Genomic DNA, 26,652 nt, shown 5'->3' with positions numbered 1-26,652 from the left:
GTCTGCCCGGCCTCCAGGACCGACCAACCGGCGAGCCGCAGCAACACCCGCCACCTGCGCCGCAAAAAGAGCGCCCCCTCGGCGTACGCCCCTTCTTTGGCGTGCGGTCGGCCATCTTGACCGGGCGCAGGGGCGTCAACCATGCGTGGTGCCTTTCGCGTTGACGGCGGGGTCCGGTACGGCTTGGGGTACGGCGCCCGAGCCCGCGGGGCTGGTGGTGTCGGCGTTGCAGGCTTCTTCGGCGGTGCAGGCGTCTTCGGCGGTGCAGGCGTTGTCGGTGGTGCAGGCGTTGTCGGCGGGGGTGCTGAACACGGCGCGGTAGTCCGGGTGCTGCCACAGCTCGTGGTGCGGGGCGAGCGCGCGGATGGTGCCGGCGTCCAACCAGGCCACCTGGTCCGCGCGGGCCGCGGTCGCGACGCGGTGTGCCACGATCAGACAGGTACGGGAGCGCCGTTGGCGAGTGAGGGCTTCGCTGACGCGCAGTTCGGTGACGGTGTCCAAACTCGACGTCGCGTCATCGAGTACCAAAAGGCGCCCCTGGTGGGCGAACGCGCGTGCAAGACCGAGGCGCTGAGCCTCGCCGCCGGACAGTGGGGCATATGCGCAAGGGGTCGCGTAACCATCGGGCAGCAGCCTGATGAAGTCGTCCGCGCAGGCAGCACGCGCCGCCGCGGTGACCCGGTCGGGCGAGGGCGCCACGCCACCGAAGGCGATGGTGCCGCCGATGGTGCCGCCGAGCAGCGCGGGCCGCTCGAAGGCGTAGCCCACCTCGCGACGCAGCGCCTCGTGGGAGAGCGCGGTGAGCGGCACACCGTCCAACAACACCTGGCCCTCGTCCGGGTCAGCCAGTCGCCCGGCGAGCGCGGCGAGCAACGACTTTCCGGCGCCGGAGCGGCCAACGACGGCCACTGCCTGACCAGCCGGCACCCGCAGCCACACCTCGCGCAACACGGGCCGCTCGCCACGCGACACCCCCACGCCGCGCAACTCCAGCGCCCCGCGCAGGGGCTGCGGCTGGCTCGGCCCGGCTGGCCCGGCTGGCTCGGCTGGCCCGGCTGGCCCGGCTGGCCCGGCTGGCTGGTGGATGGTGGCTCGGCCCTTTGCGAGGTTCGCTGCCGGGCCTGTTGCGGGGCATGTTGCGGGACCTGTTGCGGGGTCGGGGGCGCGTAGTGCGGGTGGTAGGTCCTCGTTGCCGTAGGCCATGGGTCGCTGGCCGAGGATACGGGCCAGCCGGCGGGCGGCGCTGCGGCTGCGCACCAGGCTGTTGATCCGGCCGACGAGCATGCCGAATCCGGTGGCGAGGGTGGCGTACCGGGAGGCCGCGAGCAGACTGCCGATGCTGAGTTCGCCCGCCGTCAGCCGCATGCCGGCGACGGCGAGTACGGCGATCTGGAGCAGCGGCAGCACCGCGGCGGTCTGAGCGGTGGAGCGGCCCTGAACGCGCCACATGTGGAAGCCGTGGCGGCCGAGTTCGGGCAGCCCGGCGAGTATGCGCTCCCGTTCGCGTACGGCCGTGCCCGCGGCGGCCACCGTGCGCGCACCGTGCAGCGTCTCCACCAACCGGCCCGCGATCTCGCCCTGGCTGTGCTGGTAGCGGGCCACGCTGTCAGTGGTGTCCCGTACAAAGGAACGCAGGAGCGTTCCCAGGACGGGCAGGCCGACCAGGAAGGCGAGGGCGAGCCATGGGTCGATGAGGGCGAGGGCGATGAGGCCGCCGATGGGCGTGATGACGGCGGCGGCGGTCGCGGCGAGCGTGGTGGGGGCGGTTCCGGCGTGCACGGCGTTGCCTACGAGCCGGGACACCAGGTCACCGTGGGCGAGGCCGTCAGGGCGGGGTCCGAGGGCGAGTGCATGGCGCAGCGTGTGGCGGCGAACCCAGGCGGTGGCGCGGGCGTTGGTGGTGCCGGTGAGGAGTCCGCAGAGGGTGTCTAGGGCGATGAGCAGTGCGGTGAGGGCCGCACAACCGGCGACCCAGCGGCCGGCGGCGGCTCCGCCGTCATCGGCCAGCAGGAGATCGATGGTGTGTCCGATGGTGGCGGGCAGGGCGAGCCCCACACCCGCGGCGGCGGTGCTCAACAGGCACAACACGGCGGCACGCCCGGCGTGGTGCCGCAGCGCGTCCCGGAGCAGCCGATCCGCCAGTCGTACGGTGCGCGGATCGGAGTCGGGCTCGCGGCCCGCGCCGGACTTCGGATCGCGGGAGGGCTTCGGCTTGCGGCCCGCGCCGGACTTCGCGTCGCGGGCGGATGCCGAGGCGTGCCCTGGCTCTCGCGCGGGCCGTTGATCGGGATCTGGGCCGGTGGGACGGTCGGTTGCTGAGGCCATGCGCGGCGGGTCCTCGCGAGGGGGGTTGGTGACGAGCACGGTCATGAACAGCCTTGGCGAGCAAGGAAGTCGAGGTGCTTACGCCCATCGGGCTCCGCAGCTCGGATGCTCCGCTCTGGCGTCCCGGGTGCTTCGCTGCGGGCCCGTACGCACCGGAAGTTCGTCGAGTCGGGCGCGAGTTGAGGTGCGTACAAGCTGAGCTCTACGCCTCGCATCGAGGCCCGCGCGCGCCGTCGTGCGCGGTGGGGCGCTGTTCCCGGCTGATGTCGGGAGGTGACGGCGATCCCGGGCGAGGGCAGTTCCACCCGGGACCGCTCGTCGGTGGCCCGTTAGGTCACGGGCCGCTCAGCTGCGCCGAACGCTCACCCCAGCGGGGTGAGGACAGCTCAGAGACAGAGGAGCAGGCTGACGTTGCTGTCACAGAGCAGCAGGCTCGCGGTGCTCAGGTCGCCGCCGTTGCCGGACAGCTCGTCCTCGGACTCCAGCATCTGCAGGTCGAGTAGCGACATAGTGTCTTCCTTTCGTTGCCTACCCCGTGGGGCAGGTGCGGAGGTGGTGCGGGTACGGCCCCCCGGCGGGGGGCCGGCTCTAGGGCCGCCGAAGCGGCGGGAGGAAGGGCAGCGAGGCGGGCTCGGGGTGCAGTGCCGCGCCGAGCGCGAGCAGGGACCCCGCTCCGCCGGTGCCCAGGTCCATGGACAGACGCATCATCTGGTCGCCGGGGAAGGCAAGTTCGCCCTGGTACGGCACGGCGTACCAGCTCAGCTCCGCGAGTTGAGCGCTCAGATGTGCGGCATAGGTGGCTGTGGGTGTGGCTGTGGTTACGGCCGTGGCGCCGGAGGTGGCGGCCGTCGTGGCGGCCTCAGCGGCAGTACGGATGGTGGCGGGTGGGACGGTGCTGCGGCTGAGGTGCAGGATCATGCCGGCGCGCCCGTTGAACAACCCTGACTGCGCGTAGTAGCGCATCTGCGCGGCGGGCAGGATGGCGGCTGCGGCCTGTCTCAACTGCTCGTCGTCGCGGTGGGCGAGGTAGCTGTCGATGACCATGCCGATGCCGACGCTGCCCGCACCGAGGTAGGGCATGGTGCGTACCCGTTCGTCCACGGCCAGGGTGCCGTGCCGGTCGGTGACGCAGCGGGCCAGGTCGTGGCGCAGCGCGCGTGCCGCAAGGTCGAGGAAGGCTGGGTCACCGCCGTGCTCGTACAGCCGCAGAAAGAGCAGCGCCGGGCCGGAGGCACCGTAGAGCAGCCCGGCGCGGCCCTGCCGCGCACCGGCGCGTCCCCCTGGCGCGCCGGCGGCGGAGGCGCCGCCGGCCGACGTCCCGGCTGCTGATGTACCGGCTGATGTACCGGCTGCGGATGTCGCGTTGGGCGGCGTGCCGTTGGCCGAAGCGTGCGCTGCGGCGCCGTCATCGGGCTCGCTCTCGTATCGCTGCGCCAACAACCCGGCGGCCTCCAGGGCGTGGTCACGCAGTGCGCTCTCGCCTGTGGACCGCGCCAGCGCGTCCAGGGCCAGCCCGACGCCCGCGATGCCGCCGTACAGGTCGGGCACCAAGCGCTGCCACTTCTCGTCCAGCACCCGGCCGGTCAGCTCCAGCGCGCGCTCGGTGTGTCCGAGTCGGTCCAGGACGTATGCCACGCCCATCAGCCCGTCGTAGAAGCCAAGCGGTGTGCCCAGCGGGGGTGGGTCGGTGTGTGCGAGGAGCCATTCCTCGCCCTCGGGGTACCGCGCGGCGCCCACTTGGTCGAGCGTGTAGAGCACTCCGGCTGCCCCGTGCGCGACGCCGAGGCCACCACCGTCACTGAACTGGGCCACATCGCCAGGAAAGAGCCGGTCATCGCGGTCCGGGGTGGCCGAGGCACGGATGGCCGCCACGATCGAGTCGCGGCTCCGCGGCCAGTCGGCGGGCTCCACCGGCAGGTACGCGCTGGGCGCCGGCGCAGCGAGTGAAGCGAGCCCACGTGACGCGGCGGGTGCGGTGGGCACAGCGGGCGACGGCGTGCGTGCCGGGGCGGCCTGGGGGCGCGGGCCCTGCGCCTCCCCCGTGATCACCTGGACGGCCTCGTCAAGGAAGGCGCGGGGCACCGGGAACCGTTGGGCCGCGATCTCGGCGAGGTGTACCGCCTTGCCCCGGTCGAGGACGAACAGCGTGGTCATCGGCACGAACAGCGCCAGCCGCAGGCAAGCGAGCGCGTAGTGGTCCACGGCGAATCCGCGCCGGTCCGGCGGGGCCATGAAGCCCGGGTGCGCGAGGGACTGCCGTAGCCCTTCGTCGATGTGTGCGGCGGCCTCGAAGTCGAGCAGCTTCACCGACTCTTCGTCGGGTGCGACCATCACGTTGAACATGTGCAGGTCGTTGAAGACCACGCCCCGGCTGTGTACGGCGGCCACCGCCTCCTCGACGGCGCGGTGCACTCGCAGCGCCCAGTGGGTGTAGTCGGCCAGGGCCTGCGGGGCCGGGTCGGTGGCAAGCAGCGGGTGTCGCTGGGCGAAGAAGGAGTTGAGGGGGCGGCCCTCCAGAAAGTCCATGACCAAGAAGCGGTGATCGCCGAGCACGAACCAATCACGCACCCCGGGCGCCACCCCCAGCCCAGAAAGCCGTTCAAGCGCCGTCTTCTCCCGCTCAAGCCGGGTGACGGCGTCCGCGCCATCGGCGGCAAGCCCCGCGAACGGCCTGGCCTCCTTGAACGCCACCTGCTCACCGGTACGAGTGTCACGCCCTGCGTAGACCCCGCCGCCGTTGGAGAAGTGCAGCGCACGTTCGATCTGGTACGGCAGATCCGCCGTCGTCGTCGCATTGCGGGCCGCAAGCTGCGGCACGAGGAACTCGGGGAGCTTCGCCCACTTCGGGTGGTGGAAGGTGGGGTCACGGCGATCCGGTACGAGCACACCGGCGGGGTCTTCGATGGCGGGTACGAGGGTGCCGCTGTCATCCACGCAGTAGCGGGGGGCGAATCCGCCGTAGCGCACATACAGCGGGCCGTCCTTCCACCGTAGATCGCTGAGGATATACGGACCCTGCTCACCATCGAGTATGGCGCCCAATTCGGTGAGAGTGGTATGCAGTTCGCCCTCGTCCGCCGGATAGAGGGTGAAGAATTTCCCACTGGAACCGCGGCCCGCGTATTTGGAGTTGCGCAAGTGCAGCGCATTCGGACCGGGGATGAATTTGAACGGCAATTCTTTGGGGACGCAGTAGTCCCACACCTTCGCCGCGGTCTTCTCCGCGTTGTCAAGGCAGGCCGAGACATGGATCTTCCAGCCCTGCGAGGGGCGCCCGGGCCGTGGCGTTCCATCCGGCCGCACCGGGTGGTAGTGGAGCCAGTCCCCAGAGAGTTGGCGCAGCCACCCCGCTGGAGCGGGGCGCTGGGCGATGTCGAAGAGGCCGCTGCCGGCGACGCGCGCCCCGGGCTTGCCGGGCTTGCCGGGCTTGCCATCACCGGACGCCTGATCAGTCGAGGCGCGCTCGGAGGTACGGGTCAGGCGATCCGGGGTCTCGTAGAAAAACCTGTCGGCCAGGCAATAGACCTCGTATCGCTTGTCCATAGTGCTCCCTCTCTGTGGCGATGCCTTGAGAGTTGCACTCACTTGGGGTCAGCGAACAGTCGCATTCGTCATGAGAGAGCCGTGCGGAACGCATAGGTAACTTACGGGCGTTGTGCAGCGCCACCGGCCCTGACCTGTTCGTTCCGCCGGTTCGTCAGCCCATTAGTCCACGGGGGGAAAGATGAGTTCTCCGCTGGCCCGCGAACGAATCGTGATGGCCTCCACTGGGCAACTCTCTGCGGCGTCCAGCACCGGATCGGACGGGTCCGTTTCGGCGGCGATCGGCTCGGCCGCCCCCACCACGCCGCGCCGGAACGCGTCCGGCGCACTCCCCACACACATCCCAGAGCCGATACACGCGTCCTGGTCAACCTCGATGTGCCAGCGCTCCGTCATGCCGCCTCACCTTCTCCGTACGCCCCCGAGGGCACGTTCATCACCTTGCCCGCACCCTAGGCGGACGGCTCCCGAGCCCAACTCCCGCCCCCACGCGGCCTCGCACCCGACTTCCGCACCCGACTTCCGGCGTACGGTCCGACGCGCCCCGCCCCGCGCCCCAGCCGCACCCACCTCACCAGCCGCACCCACCGCGCGCTGGCCCGGGACAGCCCGCGCAGGGCACACCACGGGACACGAGCCTGACAGCCGGGCGCGACAGCCAGGCGCGCTGGCCGTGCGCGACAGCCAGGCGTGCCGGCCGGGCCTGGTGGCCAGGCGCGGCGACCAGAGACGGCAGCCGCACGGCGACCACCAGGCCCTCCTCGCCCACCCTGACGAGTTGCGAAGTCTCCGTGACCTACTTAGCGTGCGCTATGGCGGTTAAGGGCATTTTCATGCGATATGCCCCGCCCGCTGCTGGGGACCCCTGGGCGGGGAGCCGGTGAGTGTTCACCGTCACCGCCGACTGCCCCGGCGCTCCGCTCAGCCGCAGTTCTTGATTGGTCGGGCACTCCCCACCGGGGAGCCGCTCCCCCACGTCCCTGGAGACAACAGATGTTCCTACAGTCCACGGTCAGCAAGCTCGCCTTGGCCGCCGCAACCGGCGCCCTGGCGCTCGCTACCGCCGCCACCCCGGCGCTGGCGTCCACCGCCAACGCCACCCCGGATCGCACCACTACCGCCACGGAGCGCACCACCGCCACCGCGGAGACCGAGACCGCGCGTTACAACGGCCGCGTCATCGCGAGGAAGGGCCTGCTGATCCGGAGCGGTCCCAGCCAGCGGCACCGGGTCGTCGGCGCCCTTCCGTACGGCACGATCGTCCACATCGTGTGCAAGGCGAACGGCCAGAACATCGACGGCAACCCGCGCTGGTACCTGCTGAGCAGTGGCAAGTGGGCCTGGGGCGCGGCCCGCTACATCGCCAACATCGGCAGGGCCCCGCACTGGTGCTGAGCTGACGCCCGGCACCGCCGGAGCGACATGGCGTCGGCCTTCACCGCCCGAAGAGGGTGGTGGAGGCCGACGTTCTGACGTGCACCAGGACACCAGGCAGCACGCCCGCAGGGCGGGGGCCGGGGCGCCGTCACGAGCGGGGAGCGGGAGCCGAAACCGCGGCGGATAGGCTGTGCCGGACAACTTCATTCCGCCCCGGGGCGGGGAAAGCCGGTGCGAGACCGGCGCTGACCCGCAACCGTGAGTGCGGCGCGTGCCCTGCGCACGACCGCGCAAGCCGGAGCACCCGTACCGAGGCGACAAGGCTCCCGGAGCCGGTCACGCCCATCGAGGCGCGGTCCGGTCCGCCGGCACCCGTCGAGGTTTGCGGAGCTGAGCCCGGTGCCACCGCGTGTCACCGCGCGGGTGGATGGCCGTGCGCGGCTGTGCACCACCCACCGCGACGACCGATGCCGCGATGACCGACATCGCGGCGCTACACCGAGAGGCACCGACCATGGCCCCCTCCTTCGTCGTCCACGCGCGCCGCGGCGCCGTGGCCCTGGCCTGCATCGCCGTTTTGGGTGCAGCCGCGGCGCCCGTCGCCAGCGCCGATGAGTCGCCGTCCCCCAAGGGGTCGCCGTCCACGCCGGCGTCCGGGTCCGCACAGCTACCCAAGGGGCTGTACGGGGCGAAGGACCCGAAGTTCGACGGCGTATGGCGACAGTCGCTGGCCTTCCTCGCGCAGCACGCGACGGACATCACCCCGGCCACCGATGCCATCGACTGGCTCGCCGGCCAGCAGTGCGACGACGGCGGCTTCGCCACCTATCGGGCGGACCCGAAGGCTCCGTGCGAAGCGAAGAAGGGCGAGTTCAGCGACGCGACGGGGGTCGCGGTGCAGGCGCTCGCCGCGGTCGGCGGGCGGGGCACCGTGGTGGCCAAGGGGCTCGACTGGCTCACCCGGCACCAGAACGCGGACGGCGGCTGGGGCATGAACCCGGGCAGCCCCAGTGACCCGAACTCCACCGCCGTGGCGATCGGCGCGTTCGCCGCCGCCGACAAGGACCCGGCGAAGGTCGCGTCCGCGAAGGGCGGCAAGAACCCGTACGACGCGCTGTTGGGCTTCCAGCTCGGGTGTGATGCGAAGGAGAGCGAGCGGGGCGCGTTCGGCTACCTGCCCGACAAGAACGGAAAGCTGTCTCCCAACGCGCTCGCCACGGCGGACAGCACCATCGCCGCACGGGGCAAGGGCTTCCTCATCGACCCCGCCGAGCAGAGCGACAGCGCGGCCGTGCAGCCGCTGCCGTGTAAGGACGGGACGAAGAAGCCCAACCCGCAAGGCACAGCGGGCCACAAGACCGGAGACCCGAAGACCGCAGCCGACGCCGCCACCGCCTATCTCACGGCGGCGCTTTCCGCACAGGGCCAGCACCTGATGGCGGCGCTGCCCGGCGCGAAGCCGCAGCCCGACTTCGGCAGCACGGCCGACGCGGTGATCGCGCTCGCGGCCGGCGACCAGCGAAAGGCGGCGCAGGCCCCGCTCGGATGGCTCCAGGCCAGCAAGAACGGCGCGCTGACCTGGGCGAAGGGTGACCCCGGCGCGCTGGCCAAGCTGGTGCTGGCGACCCGTGCGGCCGGTGCGGACCCGCGCGCTTTCGGCGGTACGGACCTGGTCAAGCAGCTCAATGCCACCGGCCCGGCGCCAGCGGCGGACTCGTCCAACGACGACGCGAAGGACAACAACAACCAGGATGACAAGGGCGACAAGGGCGACAAGGGCGATGACGACGGTGGCGGCATGGCCGTCTGGTGGATCGTCGGCGTTGGTCTGGTGGGCGGCATCGGCATCGGCTTTTTGCTGAGTGGGCGTAAGAAGCAGCAGCTCTGATGCCCAACGGGTACGCGGCCGGGGAGTGCGCGACCGCGGGCAACGCGGCTGAGGTGCCTGCGACTGAGGTACGTGCGCCCGATGGGCGCGTGGCTGACCAGGCGACCGCCTGGTCAGCCACGCGGTCCGACCGGGCGACCACTGGCTCTGACGCGCGACGGTGGCCGCGGTCGCAGTGGTGGCCGCGGCCACCGCGGTCCTCGGTACGGTCCGTACGCCGCGCCGCGCGCACGCGGCGCTCCCGCGGCCGTGAGGTGACGACCGTGGTGGCCGTGGCGGCCACCGTGCTGGCCGGTCCGCTCCTCGGCATCTGGAGTGCCGCCCCGGCGGCGGCCGATGGGTACCGCTACTGGTCGTTTTGGGAGCGGGACGGCGACGGCTGGTCGTACGCGACGCAGGGGCCCGCCAGCGCGCGGCCCGGTGACGGCGACGTCGTCGGCTTCCGCTTCGCGGTCAGCAAGGACTCGCGGGATGCGGCGCGCCCACGCAGCGCGGCCGACTTCGATGCCAGCTGCGCCGAAACCCCCGGCAAGGGCGGCACGAAGCGGATCGCGGTCGTCCTCGACTTCGGTACGCCCCAGGACGCGCCGGACGGCGACCGGCCGCCCCGCACCCGTACCGCATGCGCGCGTATCGACGGTGACGGCACCGCGGCGGACGCGTTGGCGAGCGTGGCGCGGCCACTGCGGTACAACTCCGCTGCGCTGTTGTGCGCGATCGCCGGCTACCCCACGTCGGGCTGCGGCGAGCAGGTACGCGGTGGCGGGGACCAGTCGCAGGACTCGTCCGCAGCAGGGGAGGCCGAAAGCTCCGGCGGCACGGGTTCCACGTCCGACGCGGACGGGGCCTCGCACACAGCCGACGCCCCGGACAGCGACGCCGGCGACGACGGGCCGTCCGCGGGGCTGATCGGCGGCCTCGTTGCCGTCGTTGCGCTGGGCGCCGCGGCACTGTGGCAGGCGCGCCGTCGCCGCGGATGACCGCCAAGGACCACCCGGTGACCAGCGACCCCAACCGCGACGGCACCCCCGACGCACGCGACCGCGCCCTTCGCCCGCCTGACCGCGACCGCGACCCACGCGACGCTGCCCCCGATGCACGCACGTGGCGTGCCGCCCGCGCCTGGCGGGGCGTCCGGGCGCCGCTCACCACCCGGGCGCGCACCCTGCACGCCGGGGCGTGGTGGGTATGGGCGCTGGGGCTTGCAGTGGCCGCCTCCCGTACGGCCAACCCCTTGCTACTTGGGCTGCTGATCGGGGTTGCGGGGTATGTGGTGGCGGTGCGCCGCACGCAGGACCCGTGGGCCCGGTCGTATGGCGCCTTCGTCAAGATCGGTCTTGTGGTGATCGGCATTCGGCTGATCTTCGCGGTCTTCCTCGGCTCCCCGATCCCCGGCACGCACACCGTGCTCACCCTTCCGCAGGCCCCGCTGCCCGAGTGGGCCAAGGGGGTGCGGATCGGTGGCCGGGTGACAGCCGAGGGGCTGGTCTTCGCGCTGTACGACGGGCTCAAGCTGGCCACGCTGCTGATCTGCGTCGGCGCGGCCAACGCGCTGGCCAACCCGGCCCGGTTGCTGAAGTCGCTGCCCGGGGCGCTGTACGAGGCGGGCGTGGCCATCGTCGTCGCGATGACCTTCGCGCCCCATCTGGTCGCGGACGTCCAGCGGTTGCGCGCCACGCGGCGGCTGCGCGGTCGGGCCGACCGGGGCGTCAAGGCCCTTTGGCAGGTCGGACTGCCGGTTTTGGAGGGCGCGTTGGAGCGTTCGGTGGCGCTCGCTGCCGCGATGGACGCACGCGGCTACGGCCGCACCGCGCAGGTGCCGCGCGCCGTGCGGCACACAACCACCGCGCTCACGCTCGGCGGCCTGCTGGGCGTCTGCGCCGGAACGTACGGCCTGCTCGCCGCGCAGGGCGCGGGCTACGCGTTGCCCGTCCTGCTCGCCGGGCTCGCCGCGGCGCTCGGCGGGCTGTGGCTTGGCGGACGCCGCTCCGTGCGCACTCGGTACCGGCCCGATCGGTGGGGCGCACGGGCCTGGCTGGTCTCGGGGTCGGGGGCCGGGGTCGCCGGGCTGATGATCTGGGCGAGTGCGTACGCCCCCACCGCGCTCCACCCGCCCGCCGTTCCGCTCACCGCGCCCACCCTGCCGCTGTGGCCCGCCGCCTCGGTACTGCTCGGCCTGCTGCCCGCCCTGGTGGCCCCCGCCCCGCCTGCCCCGCCCGCTTCGCCATCGAAGGAGACCCCGCGGTGATCCGCTTCGAGCAGGTGTCCGTCACCTACGAGGACGCCGCCGGGCCCGCTCTGCGGGGCGTGGACCTGAGCGTTGATGAGGGCGAGTTGTGTCTACTCGTCGGTCCTTCCGGTGTCGGTAAATCGACATTGCTCGGCGCCGTGTCCGGGCTCGTACCGCACTTCACCGGCGGCACCCTGCACGGCAGAGTCACCGTGGCCGGCCGCGACACCCGTACGCATCGGCCTCGTGAACTCGCCGATATCGTCGGCACCGTGGGCCAGGACCCCCTTGCGCATTTCGTCACCGACACCGTCGAGGACGAACTCGCCTACGGCATGGAATCGCTCGGGCTGCCACCCGACACCATGCGCCGCCGCGTTGAGGAGACCCTTGACCTGCTGGGTCTCGCGTCCTTGCGGGACCGTCCGATCGCCACGCTCTCCAGCGGCCAGCAACAGCGCGTGGCCATCGGCTCCGTGCTCACCGCGCATCCGCGGGTCCTCGTGCTCGACGAGCCGACCTCCGCGCTCGACCCGGCCGCCGCCGAGGAGGTGCTGGCCGTGCTGCAACGCCTCGTCCACGACCTGGGCACCACCGTCTTGCTGGCCGAACACCGCCTGGAGCGGGTCGTGCAGTACGCGGACCAGGTCATCCTGCTACCCGAGCCGGGCGCGGCGCCGGTGATCGGTGCGCCCGCCGACATCATGGCCGTATCCCCGGTGTTCCCGCCGGTAGTGGCGCTGGGGCGGCTCGCCGGTTGGTCGCCGCTGCCGCTGTCGGTACGAGACGCCCGCCGCAAGGCGAAGGCACTTCGCGAGCGGCTCGCCCCGCTCGCGGCAGCCGCCGGAGCCGGGGCTGCATTTCAGCCCGAGGCCGGAGCTGCCCCGCTCGCCCCCACCCGGCCCGCCGCCCCCACCCTGCCCATGCTGCCCACCAATACCAGTCGCCCCATCGGCGAGGCCAAGGGCTTGTCCGTACGACGGGGCCGGATCGAGGCCCTGAAAGGGGTGGACCTGACGGTACGCCCCGGCGAGACCATCGCCCTGATGGGCCGTAACGGGGCCGGAAAGTCCACGTTGCTCTCGGCGTTCGTCGGACTGCACGAGCCAGCGGCAGGCACGGTACGGGTCGGCGACGCAATTCCGCACCGCACCAGGCCCGCCGAACTGCTGCGGCACGTCGGCCTCGTACCGCAAGAGCCGCGCGATCTGCTGTACGCGGACACGGTGGCGACCGAGTGTCAGGCGGCCGACCGGGATGCGGACGCGCCGGCCGGCAGCTGCCGGGCTTTGGTGACCGGGCTGCTGCCGGACGTCGCCGACGCCACCCACCCGCGGGATCTGTCGGAGGGGCAGCGGCTCGCCCTCGCGCTAGCGGTGATCCTCACCGCCCGGCCGCCGCTGATCCTGCTGGACGAACCGACCCGGGGCCTGGATTACGCGGCCAAGGCCCGGTTGGTGGACATCCTGCGCTCGCTGGCAGCAGCGGGTCATGCCACCGTGTTGGCCACCCACGATGTGGAGCTCGCCGCTGAACTGGCCCACCGGGTGGTCATCCTGGCCGATGGCGAGGTGGTCGCCGACGGGCCGACCGCCGAGGTCGTCGTCTCATCGCCCGCCTTCGCGCCCCAGGTCGCCAAGGTGCTGGCGCCGCTGCCCTGGCTCACGGTTCCGCACGTCGCGCGCGCCCTGGAGGCCACCGCATGACGGGGCCGCCCGGGGTGGTGAGCCAGACCCCTGCGCAACGCCAGGCTCGGCCCATTCGACTCGGCCCGCGATCCGTGGCCGCCCTCGCGCTCATCAGCGCGATCGGGGTGGCCGCGTTCGGCTGGCCGTTGCTCGCCGAATCCGATTCGGGGCTCGCACACTCACGGGATGCGCCCTGGCTGTTCGCGGCGCTGCTGCCGCTGCTGCTTGCCGTGGTGGTGGCGACCATCGCCGATACCGGCCTGGATGCGAAGGCCATCGCGATGCTGGGCGTGCTGGCCGCCGCCGGCGCTGCGCTGCGCCCGCTCGGCGCCGGCACCGCCGGGATCGAGCCGATGTTCTTCCTGATGGTCTTGTCGGGGCGGGTTCTTGGGCCCGGTTTCGGCTTTGTGCTCGGGTCGGTGGCCATGTTCGCCTCCGCCCTGCTGACCGGCGGTGTCGGCCCGTGGATGCCCTTTCAGATGCTGGCGATGGGCTGGGTCGCGATGGGCGCCGGGCTGCTACCGGGCCCGCACCGGCTGCGCGGCCGGGCGGAACTCGTGCTCCTCGCGGGCTACGGGGCGGTGTCATCGGCCCTCTATGGGCTGATCATGAACCTACAAGGGTGGCCGTACATCGGCGGCCTGGGCTCCAGCATCTCGTTCGTGCCCGGCGACCCCCTGCCCGAGAACCTGTCCCGCTTCCTCGCGTACCACCTGGCCACCTCGCTCGGCTGGGACCTGCCGCGCGCCGTGCTGACGGTCATCCTCGTCCTCGGCCTGGGCAGCACCATCCTCAAGGCCCTACGCCGCGCGACCCGCAGGGCCGCCTTCGACGCACCGGTAACCTTCCACCCGAACGAGCCCGGCACGTGACCCACCGGCCGCAAGCCGCGGCCGGAAGCCACAGCCCCAAGCCACAGCCCCACCAGCCCCGCGTGCCGGGCCCGAGCCCGGCGCGTAACCGCTGCACCCGCTGCACCCGCTGCGTAACCACTACAACCGCTGAAGGATCGTTCCCGCCGCCAGGCCGCCACCCGCGCTCATCGTGATGAGCGCGAACTCCTTGTCCTGCCGCTCCAGTTCGTGCAGGGCCGTGGTGATCAACCGGGCGCCGGTGGCGCCCACCGGGTGGCCCAGGGCGATCGCACCGCCGTTGACGTTGACCCGCTCCAGGTCCTGGTCGAAGACCTGCGCCCAGGACAGCACCACCGAGGCGAACGCCTCGTTGATCTCGACCAGGTCGATGTCCGCAAGCGTCATGCCCGCCCTGCCGAGCACCGCGCGGGTCGCGTCGATCGGGCCGTCGAGATGGTAGTGCGGGTCCGCACCGACCAGGGCCTGAGCGACGATACGGGCGCGGGGCCTCAGTTTGAGGGCGCGGGCCATGCGCCGAGATGCCCAGAGCACCGCGCACGCCCCATCCGAGACCTGCGCGGAGTTGCCTGCCGTGTGCACGGCGGCCGGCATGACCGCCCGTAGGGCCGCGAGCGTCTCCATGCTGGTGCCCCGCAGTCCCTCGTCACGCTCAACGGCCCGCCCCATGAGCTCGCCCGCTGCTCGTTCCTCCTCGGTGGCCGGCGCCTGTACGGCGAACGTCTCGCGTGTGAATCGCTCCTCCGACCATGCCCGCGCCGCCCGCTCCTGCGACATCAGGCCCACCGAGTCCACCCGAGCCCGGGTGAGGCCGCGGTGCCGGGCTATTCGCTCGGCGGCCTCGAACTGGCCCGGCAGGTCCACATGCCACGTATCGGGCCACGGCCTGCCGGGGCCGTGCCGGGCATCGCTCCCCAGCGGCACCCGCGACATGGCTTCGACGCCGCAGCCGATGCCCACATCGATCACGCCGCTCGCGATCATGTTGGCCACCATGTGGTTGGCCTGCTGCGATGCACCGCACTGGCAGTCCACCGTGGTCGCGGCCGTCTCGTACGGCAAGCCCATGGCCAACCACGCGTTGCGAGCCAGGTTCATGGCCTGCTCCCCGGCGTGGGTGGCGGTCCCGCTCACGATCTGCTCGACGCAGTCGGCCTTGAGCCCGGTGCGGGTGAGGAGTTCGAGGTACGTCTCGCCCAGCAGGCTCGCGGGGTGTACGGAGGCGAGCGCTCCGCCGCGCTTGCCGATGGGAGTGCGTACCGCTTCGACGATGACGGGTTCCGCGGCCATGGCTCGTCCTCTCCTCGCGTCCGCATGCAGGGCGAGCCGGTGCGTGCCCCCCAAAAAGCAGGACGGGTACGCGTATGCGTAACGGGCGTTAAGTCTGCGGAGACCCCGTCCGAAGGCGCAAGGGTCGTGCACGTGCGAAGCCAACGGACGGTAAAAGCCAACGGGCAAGCGGATAAAGGGAAATGGCGAAGTGGAGAGCGCACGAGTGGGAGCGGACGGGGCGGGGGACGAGTGGGGATGCGAGGACGCAGGGAGTGCCGGGGACGGGTGCGGAGCCGGGCAAGCAGGCCCCCTGGTCGGCCACGACACACCACTGTCGCGCCGGCCGTAGGCTCTGGCGCCGAGCAGCGGACGTACAGCCCGCCGCAGCGAGCCGGCTGGTTCGTGCCACCCCGTGACCCATGGCCAGAGCCTCGCCTACGGTGGACGCTATGACCGCCGACCCGCCTCCCGCCTCGCTCACCGACGCTGTCCCACTCGTCGGCGGCGTCCAGATACGCCCCTTCGCCGAGTCCGACGCCAAGGCACTGGCCGCGGCCTATTCGCGTAACCGCGACCACCTTCAGCCCTGGGAGCCCACGCGCCCCGACGTCTTCTACACCGCCGAAGGCCAGCTCGCCCGGCTGCGCGAGCAGGAGGAGGAGCGGCGCGGGGGGCGATTGATGGCGTGGATGCTATGGGAGGACGGCCAGATCATCGGCACCGTGTCGCTCGTCGGCATGGTGCGCGGTCCGTTCCACAGCGCCAACCTCGGCTACTGGATCGCCGCGGACCAGGTCGGTCGGGGCCTGGCCACGACAACAGTGCGCGCCGTGTGCCAAACGGCTGACCAGCGGATGCGGCTGCACCGCCTACAGGCGACGACGATGCTGGCCAATGCGCGTTCGCAGCGGGTGCTGGCCAAGTGCGGTTTTCACCCGATCGGCAAGGCGGAGCGCTATCTGCACATCGACGGCGCCTGGCGAGACCACCTGATCTTCCAGCTCATCCTCAACGACCGCCCCCCGAGCTGAATCCGCCTGCCCCGGGCTGTCGTCCCAGCGCCGAAGCCCGCCGCCTAGGGGCGCGGGTGAGCGCCGCCCGCGTCGCCGCCCGCGATGCTTCGCCGCTCAAGATGCGGGGAGCGGTGTGAGGTCGGATGCTGGCTGAACGCGACGATCCGTGCGGGGGCGAGCGGGAGGACAGGCATGTTCGCAGGTCTGGGCCGCTTCGTGGTGCGGCGGCCGTGGTGGGTGATCGTGACCTGGGTCATCGCCGCGGCGGCCGTCATCTCGCTCGCCCCCAAGCTCACCGCCACCAGCGACGAGGCGAGCTTCCTGCCGTCCAGCTACGAGTCGATCCGGGCGATGGACCTGCAAGAGGCCAAGTTCCCGCAGCAGCAGAACATCGGCGCCATCATCGTCTTCCAACGCTCGGACGGCGCGCGGCTGACCTCGGCCGACTCCGCCGACGTACGAAAGATCTCGGCCGCCCTCGCGAAGAAGAAGATCCCCGAGGTCCAGGACGTCGAGGCGGCTTCCGCGTCACCCAACAAGCGGGTACAGACCGCGATCATCGCCATGCCCAAGACGACCAACCCGGACGACACCTCACAACAGGACGCGGCGCAGACGCTGCGCGACAAACTACCCGCGGAGTTGGACGGCACCGATCTCACGGCGGGGGTGACGGGCTCGGCGGCCCAGGGACTCGACGAGCGGGAGTCATCCGAACGGGCCGGGACGCTGGTAGCCGTCGGCACCGTCGTGATCATCGTCGTACTGTTGCTGCTCATCTTCCGCAGCCCGATCATCGCGCTGCTACCCGTGGTGCTCATCGGCCTCATCTCGCCCATGACCACGGGCCTGATCGCCAGCGCCAACGAGATCTTCGATATGAAGGCGGATCGGTCCATCCAGGAACTGCTGACGGTGGTGCTGTTCGGCGTTGGCACCGACTACATCCTGTTTCTGCTGTTTCGCTACCGCGAGGCGCTGCGCGCGGGCGAGGACGCCAAGGGCGGGATGGTGCACGCCGTGGAGCGGGTCGGCGAGGCCATCGCTTCGGCCGCTGGGGCCGTCATCGTCGCCTTCGCCGCGCTCGCGCTGTCCACCCTTGGCATGCTCAAGTCCATGGGCCCGGCGCTGGCCATCGCCGTCTTCGTCACCTTGCTCGCCGGTCTGACGCTGGTGCCCGCCGTGGTGTCGCTGCTCGGCACCCGGGTGTTTTGGCCCTCACGATCGTGGCAGGCGGAGCCGACCGGCGCCGGCTTTGCCCGGTTCGGGCGGGTGCTCGCGCGCCGTCCGGCGGTGTGGGCCCTGCTGTCCGCCGTGTTCATGGGCGCCCTCGCGGTCGGCGCACTCGGCTACCGCGCCAACTTCGACCTCGCAGGCTCCTCGCTGCCCAAGTCCAAGGAGTCCATGGTCGCCCAGCGGGACATGGAGAAGGGGTTCCCGGCCGGGACCACCGACCCGACCTCGGTCTATCTCGACTCCACCGGCGACCGGCGGCTCAGCCGCGCCGATACGGCCGCCTTCCGGACCAAGCTCCGGGCGGTGGACGGCGTCGGCTCGGTCGATGCCGCGCTGCTCAGCAAGGACCGGCGGACGGCAGCGTACGAGGTGGTGCTCACCGACCCGCCCGCGTCCGATGACGCGCTGGACACGGTCAAGAAGGGCGTGCGCCCGGCGGCCGACGAGGCGGCGCCGCACGGTGCCCGCGCCCTGGTGGGCGGCTCGACGGCGGTGTACGTGGACATCAACAAGGCAGTGGACCGGGACTACGCCGTGGTCTTCCCCGTCGCCGCGCTGTGCATCATGGTCATCCTCGGGCTCCTGCTGCGCAGCCTGGTCGCACCCTGGTATCTGATGATCTCGGTCGCGCTCGGCTTCGGAGCCACGCTCGGCGCGACCTCGCTCCTCTTCCAGCAGATCGGCAGCCAGCCGGGGTTGATGTTCATGCTCCCGGTGATCATGTACCTGTTCGTTGTCGCTCTTGGCACCGACTACAACATCCTGATGGTGTCGCGGTTGCGAGAGGAGGCGCGCGAGGGGCGCGATCCGCGCGATGCGGCCGGTACGGCGGTACGGCACTCGGGACCGACCATCGCCGCCGCGGGCGTCATCTTGGCCGGTACGTTCGCCACGCTGATGCTCGCCGGCAACGCCACCCTGTCGCAGATGGGCTTCGCCCTGTCCTTCGGCATCGCGGTGGCGGCGTTTGTGATGGCCATGATTTTCACGCCGAGCCTGACGGCCCTGATCGGCCATACCGCATGGTGGCCCGGCCACGGCGACGAGCACCCCCGGCAGGGCGGACGTACCGCGCAAACAGCCCAGGCAGCACAGACCGGCCGCGGCTCCGCGGCACACAGCCCAACCGAGCCACCACCGGACGAGCCCCAACGCTGACCCGGCGTGCGGCGCGGCGGGGATGACGGGGGTGGCGGGGATGACGGGGCCGCGGTGCTGACGACGGCGGGGCCGTCGCCCCGCCGCTTCGGCGGCCGGGTTATCGGGCCGCGTCGGCGGGTGTGGGCCGGTCGCCCGGGTCCGCATCGGCATCGGGGCTGTCCAGCGCCGGTGCGTCAGGGGCTGTGGAGTCGCCGCCCGAGGCTGTGGAGTCGCCGCCCGGGGCTGTGGAGTCGCCGCCCGAGGCGGCGGAGTCGCCGCCCGAGGCCGGCGATGGCACCGCAGCCTTTCCTGCCGCGGGCCCGGCCGCAACGGTGGACGTGGACGCGGGCGCCGCCAGGGGTTCGGCCCCTGACAGCTTCGCCCTGGCCCTGGCCCAGAGCGCGACCACCGACTTCAGGCCCGCTCCCGCGCTGCCCGTGCCGGTTTCGACCGGGGCGCGGCCGGCGCCGGTCAGTACGTACTGGAGGCCGAAGCCGGCCATGACGACGGCCGCACCGCCCACCGCGTCGAGGAGGTAGTGGTTGGCCGTGCCGACGATCACCGCGGTGGTCAGCAGCGGGTACAGCACGCCGAGCACCTTCATCCACATCTTGGGCGCGACCAGGACGATCACCACGGCGCACCACAGCGACCAGCCGATGTGCAGCGATGGCATCGCCGCGTACTGGTTGGACAGCTTGGTCAGCGCGCCGAAGTCCGGGTCGTTGAGGTCCTGCGGGCCGTGCGCGGTGTCGATGTAGCCCATGTCCATCAGGCGCGGTGGCGCCAGTGGGTAGAGCCAGAAACCGAGCAGCGCGAGCAGCGTGCCGAGGGCAAGCGGCGTGCGCGCCCAGCGGTAGGTGGCGGGGCGGCATGCGTACAGCCAGGCCAGCAGCGCCATCGGGACCAGGAAATGGAACGTGGTGTAGTAGTAGTTCATGCTCGCTTCGAGCCACGGTGTGTCGGCCACGAAGTGGTTGAACCAGTGCTCCATGTCGATGTGCAGCCAGCCCTCGATGGTGAGGATCTGCCTGCCGTGTCCCTCGGCGAGGCTCCGTTCGTCCGGCGCGTGGCCGCGAATGAACGAGTAGCCCCAGTAGCCGACGCGGATGAGCATCAGCTCAAGGATCAGGTTCGGCCGGGACAGCGGGCGCCGCCAGAACTTCAGCAGCGGCACCCACGCGTACCGGCTCGTGGCGGGTTCGGCGTGCGGGGTCGGCAGCGGCTTGTCCCAGGCCGGGGCGGTACGGGAGAGGAAGGGCACCAGGCAGGCGGCGGCCAGCGCCGCCAGCAGTGGGGCGTTTTCGCCGAGGAAGCCCACGCCCTCCACGTTCGGCAAGAGGGCGGTCCGGTTCAGCGTCATCACCAGCACCACGAGCACCGGCCACACCAGCCGGTCCCCCTGTCGCTTGCCCACCCGGCCGACGACGGCGAGCAGTATCCACAGGAGTTGGTGCTGCCAGGAGGTGGGCGAGACGGCGAGCGCCACACAGCCGGTGACAGCGGCGGCGAGCAGAAGCTGTCCGTCCTTGGCGTATTGCGCGGCGCGGCGCAGGCCCACCCAGATCACCACGGCCGCGAGCACGGCCAGCAGCGCCAGCTCCAACGGGCCACGCAGCCCGACCCGCAGCAGCAGGCCGTGCAGGGACTGGTTGGACAGGCTGTCGGCGGGCTCGCCGAGGCCGGCGCCGCCGATGTGGTGCACCCAGTACGTCCACGAGTCGTGCGGCATGGCGGCCCAGGCCAGCGCGGAGCAGCTGGCGAAGGTGGCGCCGGTGAGCACGGCGGCGCGGCGGCGGCCAGTGAGCCACAGCAACCCGGCGAACAGCAGCAGGGCAGGCTGAAGCGCCGCGGCAACGCCGATGAGCAGGGCCGACTGTCGGGCTGAGGTCTTCGGCAGCAGGGTCAGCAGCACCAGCAGGACGGGGATGATGCTGGTCTGGCCGAGGGTGAAGGCGTTGCGTACCGGCAGGGAGAGGACGACCAGGCTGATGGCGACGGGGGCGGCGAGCAGCGCGGTACGCCGGGAGACCGGGGCCGGCAGCGAGCGTGCGGCGACCAGGCCGAGCACGACGACGAGGATGAGGGTGCCGAAGGTCCAGGCGACGCCGAGGCTCTGCTCGGCGGCGCGGGTCAGTGGCTTGAGGACGAGCCCGGCGAAGGGCGTGCCGGTGAACGCGTCAGTGTCGTACAGCGAACCCCGTACGTGCAGCACGCCGTTCTCACCGGTCCACGTCTCCAGATCGGTCAGGCGCTGGTCCGGTGGCAGCCGCAGTACGGCCGCCGCCTGTCGGACGGCCAACAGGCCAGCTAGCACCCACAGCGCGGCGAGCGCCATGCCGATCCGCGATCGGGCGGTCGGTTCCGACCGCGTGCCCGCGGAACCCCCCAGTCCACTCCGTTCGACGTCTGCCACGCCCCGCTGCTCCCCCACTCGCCGTGTCACTTGCATCCAATGTTTGAGACGTTACTGAGCCCGTAGAACAGACGCCGAAAACCGCCACGTCACCTGACTGCCGTCGCGGGTTGTCCGAAGCCGTGCGCCGTTCGACGGGTAACCGTCCATACGCGTACACGTCGCCAGGAGTAATTTCACCACTTTCCCCTAGGTCATCTCGCCACCGGGTCGCCAGGGGCGCCCGCCGCCCGCTGGAAGAGTCCTGGAGTCACTCCGAAGCTGCGCACGAACCAGCGGTGGAAATGGCTCTGGTCGGCGAAGCCCACGGCCAGCGCGGCATCCGCGGCCGTGGTACCCGCCGCGAGGAGGCGGCGGGCCTCGCGCAGCCGAAGCTGTCGCTGGAAGTCGCTCGGCGCCATCCCGTACTCGGCGCGAAACGCCCGGTACAGCGCATACCGACTACAGCCGGCCGCCGCCGCGAGCCGCTGCGCCGGGATGTCGTCGGCGTACCGCTCCAGGAGCAGGGTGCGGGCCTTGTGCGCGGCCCGTACGGAGCCGTCGCCGGGGCGGTAGCGGATGTGCGGCGCCCGGCTGCCACCGCGCCGCACCATGGCGGTGACGGCGGCGGTGAGTCGTTCGTCACGCACCAGCTGCCCGGCGCCGCCGAGCAGCGCGGTGTGCAGCCGTAGCACCGCGCGGCGCAGGACCGGGTCGGCGAGCACGGGCTGGTCGAACAGCGGCATGGCCGCGGTCCCCTCGTTCCCGCACGAATCGGCGGTCACCACAGACCCCACAGACCCCGCAGACCCCACAGACCCGGCAGCTCTGGCAGTCCCGGTCGCCCCATCGGCCGTCTCGGCGCCGGCCATGTCCGCGAGCACCGAGCGCACCACGCTGGGCCCGAGGTGCATGATGCGGTACTGGTAGCCGAGTTCGGCGGCGGCCTCCCCGTCGTGCGGGTCGTCGGGGTTGAAGGCCATCACCATCCCGGCGCCGCTGGTGTGCGCGGCGCCCCTACAGGTGAACCGCTGGGCTCCGGCCTCGGTGACCGCGAAGGAGTAGGCGTCGTGGCTGTGCCGGTGGAAGGTGTGCTGGAAGAAGTGGGCGTGCATGGCCTCCAGCGGGCGCTGGCCATCGCGCCAGTAGCGAGCCCAGCCGTCCGCGCGCGGCGGCGTCCCCATCACTTCCTCCATCACGTCATTGTGCCGCGCCCCCTGGGTCTCCCGCTGCGTGAACCGGTGACGGCCGGTGCCTACCGAGGGCTGCGCGGCGCCGCGCACCAGCGTTCAAGACAACGGGGTGAGCCCCACGGCACCGTGCTGGCATGCGCTTTGACACCAAGATTGCGGTGGTCGTCCGGGACGACCTCGCCAGCTGGCAGAAACTGAACGTGACCGCATTCCTGTCCAGTGGCATCGCTCACTGCGCCGACGAGATCGTCGGCAAGCCCTATGCGGACGGCTCGGGCAACGACTACCTGCCGATGTTCCGTGAACCCGTCCTCGTCTACGCGGCCGACGCTCCGGCCCTGAGCCGCACCCGTACCCGCGCCCTGACCCGGGGTGTGGCCACCGCGCTCTACCCGATGGAGTTGTTCGCCACCGACAACGATGACGACAACCGGGCCGCCGTGCTCGCCATCCGGGCCGAGGACCTCGACCTGGCGGGCATCGCAGTGCGCGGCCCACGCGCTGCCGTGGACAAGGTCATCAGGGGGCTGCGCCTGCACGGCTGAGCGGGCGCGGGCGTACGCGCCGGCTGGGTGCCCTCGCGGTCACCGCAGCCGGCGGTAGTTGCTACCGTCCCTGGCCCGTTCCAGCCAGCCATCGGTCACCAGGTAGCGACGGAGGGCGGAACAGTCGTCGTGCACCGTGCGCAGCGCCTCGTTCACCTCTGGCTCGGTGTAGGACCGTGCGCGCTCGAACAGCGTCTCGGTGAGATGCCTGAGCAACTGCTCGCGGCGCACCGTCTTGCGCGGGATGGCGGTCAGCCGCCCCTGGGAGAGGAGGTCGGACAACGGCGGCGGGGCACTGGGCATGCGGTTTCCTCCGGTACGGGCGATCCTGTACGGCGATTCGGTACGGGCGAGTTCCGTACGGGCGTTGGGGCCGGCCGGTGGCAGCGGTGGAACGTGGGCCGCTGGCGTCGGCGCGGCAGTCAACCGTCGCCGCGCCGAGCGTGCCACGGCAGACGGCCCGCCGCATCGGCTTTTCGCGGCGGCCGTCCGTCCCCGCGGCCGGCCGCTGTGCCCCCGCGCCACCTCGCCACCGCGTACGGAGCGAAGAACCGCGCTCGCGACGGTCCCCACACCGGTGGGCCCGCGGCGAGCGGGTCGCGCCCTCCCGGCGCCGCGGCTGCCTCGTATAGGAGACTGCTTGCACAGGCCAAGATCAGGTCGCCGTCGCGGTGACCGTGTGTGAGAGGTGCCGTGTGAGCGTCGTCAAGATCAATGTGCTAACCGTTCCCGCCGAGCAGCGCGAGGTGCTGGAGCAGCGGTTCGCCGCTCGGGCCGGCTCCGTGGAGAACTCTGACGGCTTCGAGTGGTTCGAACTGCTCCGCCCCGTCGAGGGCACCGACCAGTACCTCGTCTACACCCGGTGGCGCAGCGAGGCGGACTTCACGGCGTGGATGGAGACCACCATGAAGGCCAGCCACGGCGGCGACGCAGGCGCGGGCGGTGAGCGGCCCAAGCCCGCCGCGTCCGGTTCCACGCTGTGGTCCTTCGATGTCGTCCAGCAGGCGGCCCCCAAGGGCTGACCGCTCGGCCCCGGCACGCTGCGGCGCCCGGTACGCAGCCGCGGCAACCAGCAGAAATTGCACTGCGGCGGCCCGTACCGGGTGCTCACAATGACCGGCATGACAACGACCTCCATCCCCCGGCCGTCGTGGGACGTCGGCCCGCGACCCGTGCATGCGGCGGACTCGGCCGCGCTGCTGCGCGCGTACTTCATCGAAGTCAGCGACCGCTACTACCAGGTGCACCACGGACGCCGCTCGACCGATGAGGAGATCGAGTCGGGTCTCATCGAGCACCACAGCGATGATCTGGTGCCGCCCCACGCGGTGTTCCTGCTCGGGCGATACGGTCGCCGTCCCGCCGAGCCCGCGGGCTGCGCGGGGGTGCGGCTGCTCGATGCGGCGACGGCGGAGCTGAAGCGGCTGTACGTACGGCCCGCCCTGCGGGGGACGGGCGGCGGCGCCGCGCTGCTCACCGCCGCACACGCGGCGGCACGGGAGCTGGGTGCGGAGCGGATCATCTTGGACACCCGGCATGACCTGGTCGAGGCGCGGGCGCTGTACGCACGGCACGGGTACGGGGAGACCTCTCGGTACAACGACGACCCGTATGCGGAGCGCTGGTTCACCAAACAGTTGGTCTGAGCGGCAGCCGCGAAGCTGGCGGCGTAAAGCAGGAGGTCGCGAAGCTGGCGGCGTAAAGCAGGAGGCCGCAAAGCTGCCGGCGTAAAGCAAGGGGCCGCGAAGCTGGGGCGGCGCGGACCACACCGGCCCGCGCCGCACCGGGTCACGCCGTCCGGCGGCGTACGCCGGGCCCGGTCCGCCGGTAGGCGTCGCCGTTGTGGGGGCGCTCGCCATCGGAGCCGCAGAGCTCGCCCGTCAGCTCGCGGACCAACTCGATCAGGTCCGTTGGGCGATCCGGGCCCCACCAGTCGCCGAGCAGTTCGGCCAGCGACTCCTCGCGGGCGTGGGAGAGCCGGCCGGCGATCTCGCGGCCCTGCGGGGTCAGGACCAACGTCAGGCCCTGACGCGCGGCGAGACGCCGCTCCTCGACCTGGCGGGCGGCCTCGGTGACGACGCCGAGCGGTAGGGCGGCGCGCTCGGCGAGCAGGCCGGGCTCGACGGAGCCGTACCGGCTGATCCGCAACAGCAGCCAGCACGAGGCTGGCCGCAGGTCCACCCCGGCGCGTTCGGAGATCTTCGCGTAGATGTGCTTGCGGCCCTCGCGGCTGCCGAGCGTGGACAGGGCGCGGGCGACCTCGTCGCGCGAGGTGCGCTCGACGGGGTTGCTGGAGATGACCTCACTCGCGTCCGGGGCGGTCACCGAGCCGCGCAACGGCTCCTCGCGCAGAAACCAGGCCAGCGCCAGCGCGACGAGCACCAGCGGCACCGCGTACAAGAAGACGTCGGTGATGGAGGTGGCGTACGCGTCGAGCACCCCGTTTCGCGGCCCCGGGGGGAGTTGGCCAACGGCGCGCGGGTCGGCGCTGAGGGCGTCCGGGTCGGCGCCGGGCGGCAGCGGCTGGCCGGCGAGCGCGTCGGCGATGCGCGGGCCGAGCTTGTTGGCGAAGATGGTGCCGAAGATGGAGACGCCGAACGAGGCGCCGATGGAGCGGAAGAACGTGGCGCCCGAGGTGGCGACGCCGAGGTCCGCGTAATCGACGGAGTTCTGCACGATGAGCACCAGGACCTGCATCACCAGGCCAAGGCCCAGGCCGAACACGAAGAAGTACGTGCTCATCTCGGCGACGCCGCTGTGCCGGTCGAGCTGGTGGAGCAGCAGCAGCCCCACCGCGGTGACGGCGGTGCCGGCGATGGGGAAGACCCGGTAGTGCCCGGTGCGGCTGACGATCTGCCCCGACACCGTGGAGGCGATCAAGAGTCCCAACACCATCGGCAACATATGCACGCCGGACATGGTGGGTGAGACGTCCTGGACGACCTGGAGGAACGTCGGCAGATAGGTCATGCTCCCGAACATCGCGAAGCCGATGACGAAGCCGATGACCGAACACAGCGCGAAGGTCCTGCTGCGGAACAGCTCCAACGGCAACACGGGTTCCGCCGCGCGCTGCTCCACCCGTATGAAGGCGATGAGGAGCACGGCGCCCAGCACGCCGAGGCCGATGATCTGCCAGGAGCCCCAGTCGTACGTGACGCCGCCGAGCGAGGCCAGCAACACCAGGCATGCGGCGACGGCGGCGATGAGGAAGGTGCCGAGGTAGTCGATGGTGTGCCGGGTCCTGCGCCGCGGGATGTGCAGCACGGCGGCGATCACCAGGAGCGCCACGATGCCGACCGGCAGGTTGATGTAGAACACCCAGCGCCAGCTCAGATGGTCCACGAACAGGCCGCCAAGGAGCGGCCCCAGCACGCTGGTGGCACCGAAGACGGCGCCGAACAAGCCCTGGTAGCGGCCCCGCTCCCGTGGCGGCACCAGATCGCCGACGATCGCCATGGACAGCACGATCAGCCCACCGCCACCCAGCCCCTGGAGCGCCCGGAATCCGATGAGTTGCGGCATGTCCTGGGCGATCCCGCACAGCGCCGAGCCGATCAGAAAGATGACGATGGCCAACTGGTAGAGGTTCTTGCGCCCGTACTGGTCCCCGAGCTTGCCCCACAGCGGCGTCGCGGCGGTGGAGGCGAGGAGGTACGCGGTCACCACCCACGACAGGTGCTCCAGGCCGCCGAGGTCGCTGACGATGGTGGGCAGCGCCGTCGAGACGATCGTTTGATCGAGCGCAGCGAGCAACATTCCAAGGAGCAACGCGCCGATGGCCACCAGGACGGACCGCTTCTGGTGCTCGTCCTGGGTGCTGTGGGTGCTGTGGGTGCTGTGGTCGCTTTGGCTGCTTGGGGCTCCCTGGTGGTGGCCTGCGGGGTGCGGCGTGCTGGGCACGGGGCTGGGCGTGCGGGGGTCCTGGGCCACGG

At 71.6% G+C, this 26,652-nt stretch carries 20 protein-coding genes; 11 read left to right on the top strand and 9 right to left on the bottom strand.

Translation table 11 applies throughout. From position 1 onward, the window contains the following. Positions 1–135 precede the first annotated feature (135 nt). The 4 genes from FHS42_RS36500 to FHS42_RS01245 all read right to left on the bottom strand — a co-directional run bounded on the left by FHS42_RS36500 (position 136) and on the right by FHS42_RS01245 (position 6,264). Complete coding sequence (locus tag FHS42_RS36500; RefSeq protein ID WP_246494093.1) at positions 136–2,325, bottom strand: ABC transporter ATP-binding protein; 2,190 nt, start codon at positions 2,323–2,325, stop codon at positions 136–138. A gap of 386 nt (positions 2,326–2,711) precedes the next feature. Then, entirely contained in the window at positions 2,712–2,834 is a 123-nt protein-coding gene (locus FHS42_RS01255; protein WP_184568598.1) for a SapB/AmfS family lanthipeptide, read from the bottom strand. 79 nt (positions 2,835–2,913) lie between these two features. After that, positions 2,914–5,868 (bottom strand): class III lanthionine synthetase LanKC, encoded by a 2,955-nt coding sequence (gene lanKC / locus FHS42_RS01250; RefSeq protein ID WP_184568597.1) that lies wholly within the window; start codon positions 5,866–5,868, stop codon positions 2,914–2,916. A 162-nt stretch (positions 5,869–6,030) separates the two neighbouring features. Further along, positions 6,031–6,264: a ferredoxin gene (locus FHS42_RS01245; protein WP_184568596.1), complete on the bottom strand. Its 234-nt coding sequence runs from the start codon at positions 6,262–6,264 to the stop codon at positions 6,031–6,033. A gap of 597 nt (positions 6,265–6,861) precedes the next feature. Here FHS42_RS01245 and FHS42_RS01240 point away from each other — a divergent pair. The 6 genes from FHS42_RS01240 (at position 6,862) to FHS42_RS01215 (ending at position 13,923) form a co-directional block, all read left to right on the top strand. Next, on the top strand, positions 6,862–7,263 hold the full coding sequence (locus FHS42_RS01240) for an SH3 domain-containing protein (RefSeq protein ID WP_184568595.1): 402 nt from the start codon (positions 6,862–6,864) through the stop codon (positions 7,261–7,263). A gap of 457 nt (positions 7,264–7,720) precedes the next feature. Next, entirely contained in the window at positions 7,721–9,133 is a 1,413-nt protein-coding gene (locus FHS42_RS01235; RefSeq protein ID WP_184568594.1) for an SCO2321 family membrane protein, read from the top strand. A 263-nt stretch (positions 9,134–9,396) separates the two neighbouring features. Then, the gene (locus FHS42_RS01230) at positions 9,397–10,113 is read left to right on the top strand and encodes an SCO2322 family protein (RefSeq protein WP_376772493.1); all 717 of its coding nucleotides are present in this window, start codon (positions 9,397–9,399) and stop codon (positions 10,111–10,113) included. Next, positions 10,110–11,381 carry an energy-coupling factor transporter transmembrane component T gene (locus FHS42_RS01225; RefSeq protein WP_184568592.1) on the top strand — a complete coding sequence of 424 codons (1,272 nt, stop codon included), beginning with the start codon at positions 10,110–10,112 and terminating at the stop codon, positions 11,379–11,381. The genes FHS42_RS01230 and FHS42_RS01225 overlap by 4 nt, the downstream gene beginning before the upstream one ends. Continuing rightward, positions 11,378–13,069, top strand: a complete 1,692-nt coding sequence (locus tag FHS42_RS01220) for an ABC transporter ATP-binding protein (protein WP_184568591.1) — start codon at positions 11,378–11,380, stop codon at positions 13,067–13,069. Before FHS42_RS01225 ends, FHS42_RS01220 begins: the two co-directional genes overlap by 4 nt. Further along, positions 13,066–13,923 carry an ECF transporter S component gene (locus FHS42_RS01215; protein WP_184568590.1) on the top strand — a complete coding sequence of 286 codons (858 nt, stop codon included), beginning with the start codon at positions 13,066–13,068 and terminating at the stop codon, positions 13,921–13,923. Before FHS42_RS01220 ends, FHS42_RS01215 begins: the two co-directional genes overlap by 4 nt. 120 nt (positions 13,924–14,043) lie before the next feature. On the opposite strand, the gene FHS42_RS01210 is transcribed toward FHS42_RS01215, so the two are convergent. After that, positions 14,044–15,213 carry a steroid 3-ketoacyl-CoA thiolase gene (locus FHS42_RS01210; RefSeq protein WP_184568589.1) on the bottom strand — a complete coding sequence of 390 codons (1,170 nt, stop codon included), beginning with the start codon at positions 15,211–15,213 and terminating at the stop codon, positions 14,044–14,046. Positions 15,214–15,644: 431 nt separating this feature from the next. Between FHS42_RS01210 and FHS42_RS01205 the strand changes: the two genes are divergently transcribed. Further along, complete coding sequence (locus tag FHS42_RS01205) at positions 15,645–16,226, top strand: GNAT family N-acetyltransferase (protein WP_184568588.1); 582 nt, start codon at positions 15,645–15,647, stop codon at positions 16,224–16,226. A gap of 174 nt (positions 16,227–16,400) precedes the next feature. Then, on the top strand, positions 16,401–18,602 hold the full coding sequence (locus tag FHS42_RS01200) for an MMPL family transporter (RefSeq protein ID WP_184568587.1): 2,202 nt from the start codon (positions 16,401–16,403) through the stop codon (positions 18,600–18,602). 100 nt (positions 18,603–18,702) lie between these two features. Here FHS42_RS01200 and FHS42_RS01195 read toward each other — a convergent pair whose 3' ends face one another. Together FHS42_RS01195 and FHS42_RS01190 are read right to left on the bottom strand one after the other, a co-directional pair. Continuing rightward, a complete protein-coding gene (locus tag FHS42_RS01195) occupies positions 18,703–20,922 on the bottom strand; it encodes a bifunctional glycosyltransferase 87/phosphatase PAP2 family protein (RefSeq protein ID WP_246494143.1) in 2,220 nt (739 codons plus the stop codon). 272 nt (positions 20,923–21,194) lie between these two features. Next, a complete protein-coding gene (locus FHS42_RS01190; RefSeq protein ID WP_246494092.1) occupies positions 21,195–22,175 on the bottom strand; it encodes an AraC family transcriptional regulator in 981 nt (326 codons plus the stop codon). A 131-nt stretch (positions 22,176–22,306) separates the two neighbouring features. Between FHS42_RS01190 and FHS42_RS01185 the strand changes: the two genes are divergently transcribed. After that, on the top strand, positions 22,307–22,717 hold the full coding sequence (locus FHS42_RS01185) for a DUF2000 family protein (protein ID WP_184568585.1): 411 nt from the start codon (positions 22,307–22,309) through the stop codon (positions 22,715–22,717). Positions 22,718–22,756: 39 nt separating this feature from the next. Here the strand turns inward: FHS42_RS01185 and FHS42_RS01180 are convergent, their stop codons facing one another. Further along, positions 22,757–23,020 (bottom strand): DUF2087 domain-containing protein, encoded by a 264-nt coding sequence (locus FHS42_RS01180; protein WP_184568584.1) that lies wholly within the window; start codon positions 23,018–23,020, stop codon positions 22,757–22,759. 392 nt (positions 23,021–23,412) lie between these two features. Here FHS42_RS01180 and FHS42_RS01175 point away from each other — a divergent pair, with 392 nt between their 5' ends. Both FHS42_RS01175 and FHS42_RS01170 read left to right on the top strand, forming a co-directional pair. After that, positions 23,413–23,739, top strand: a complete 327-nt coding sequence (locus FHS42_RS01175; RefSeq protein ID WP_184568583.1) for an antibiotic biosynthesis monooxygenase family protein — start codon at positions 23,413–23,415, stop codon at positions 23,737–23,739. A gap of 99 nt (positions 23,740–23,838) precedes the next feature. After that, positions 23,839–24,363: a GNAT family N-acetyltransferase gene (locus tag FHS42_RS01170; RefSeq protein WP_246494091.1), complete on the top strand. Its 525-nt coding sequence runs from the start codon at positions 23,839–23,841 to the stop codon at positions 24,361–24,363. 142 nt (positions 24,364–24,505) lie between these two features. Here the strand turns inward: FHS42_RS01170 and FHS42_RS01165 are convergent, their stop codons facing one another. Then, positions 24,506–26,650 carry an MDR family MFS transporter gene (locus tag FHS42_RS01165; protein WP_184568581.1) on the bottom strand — a complete coding sequence of 715 codons (2,145 nt, stop codon included), beginning with the start codon at positions 26,648–26,650 and terminating at the stop codon, positions 24,506–24,508. Positions 26,651–26,652: the final 2 nt, after the last annotated feature.

It is taken from the genome of Streptomyces zagrosensis (assembly GCF_014203645.1).
Taxonomy (GTDB): domain Bacteria; phylum Actinomycetota; class Actinomycetes; order Streptomycetales; family Streptomycetaceae; genus Streptomyces; species Streptomyces zagrosensis.
The sequence above is the reverse complement of the archived record's forward strand: the minus strand, read 5'-3'. Positions and strand labels throughout refer to the sequence as shown.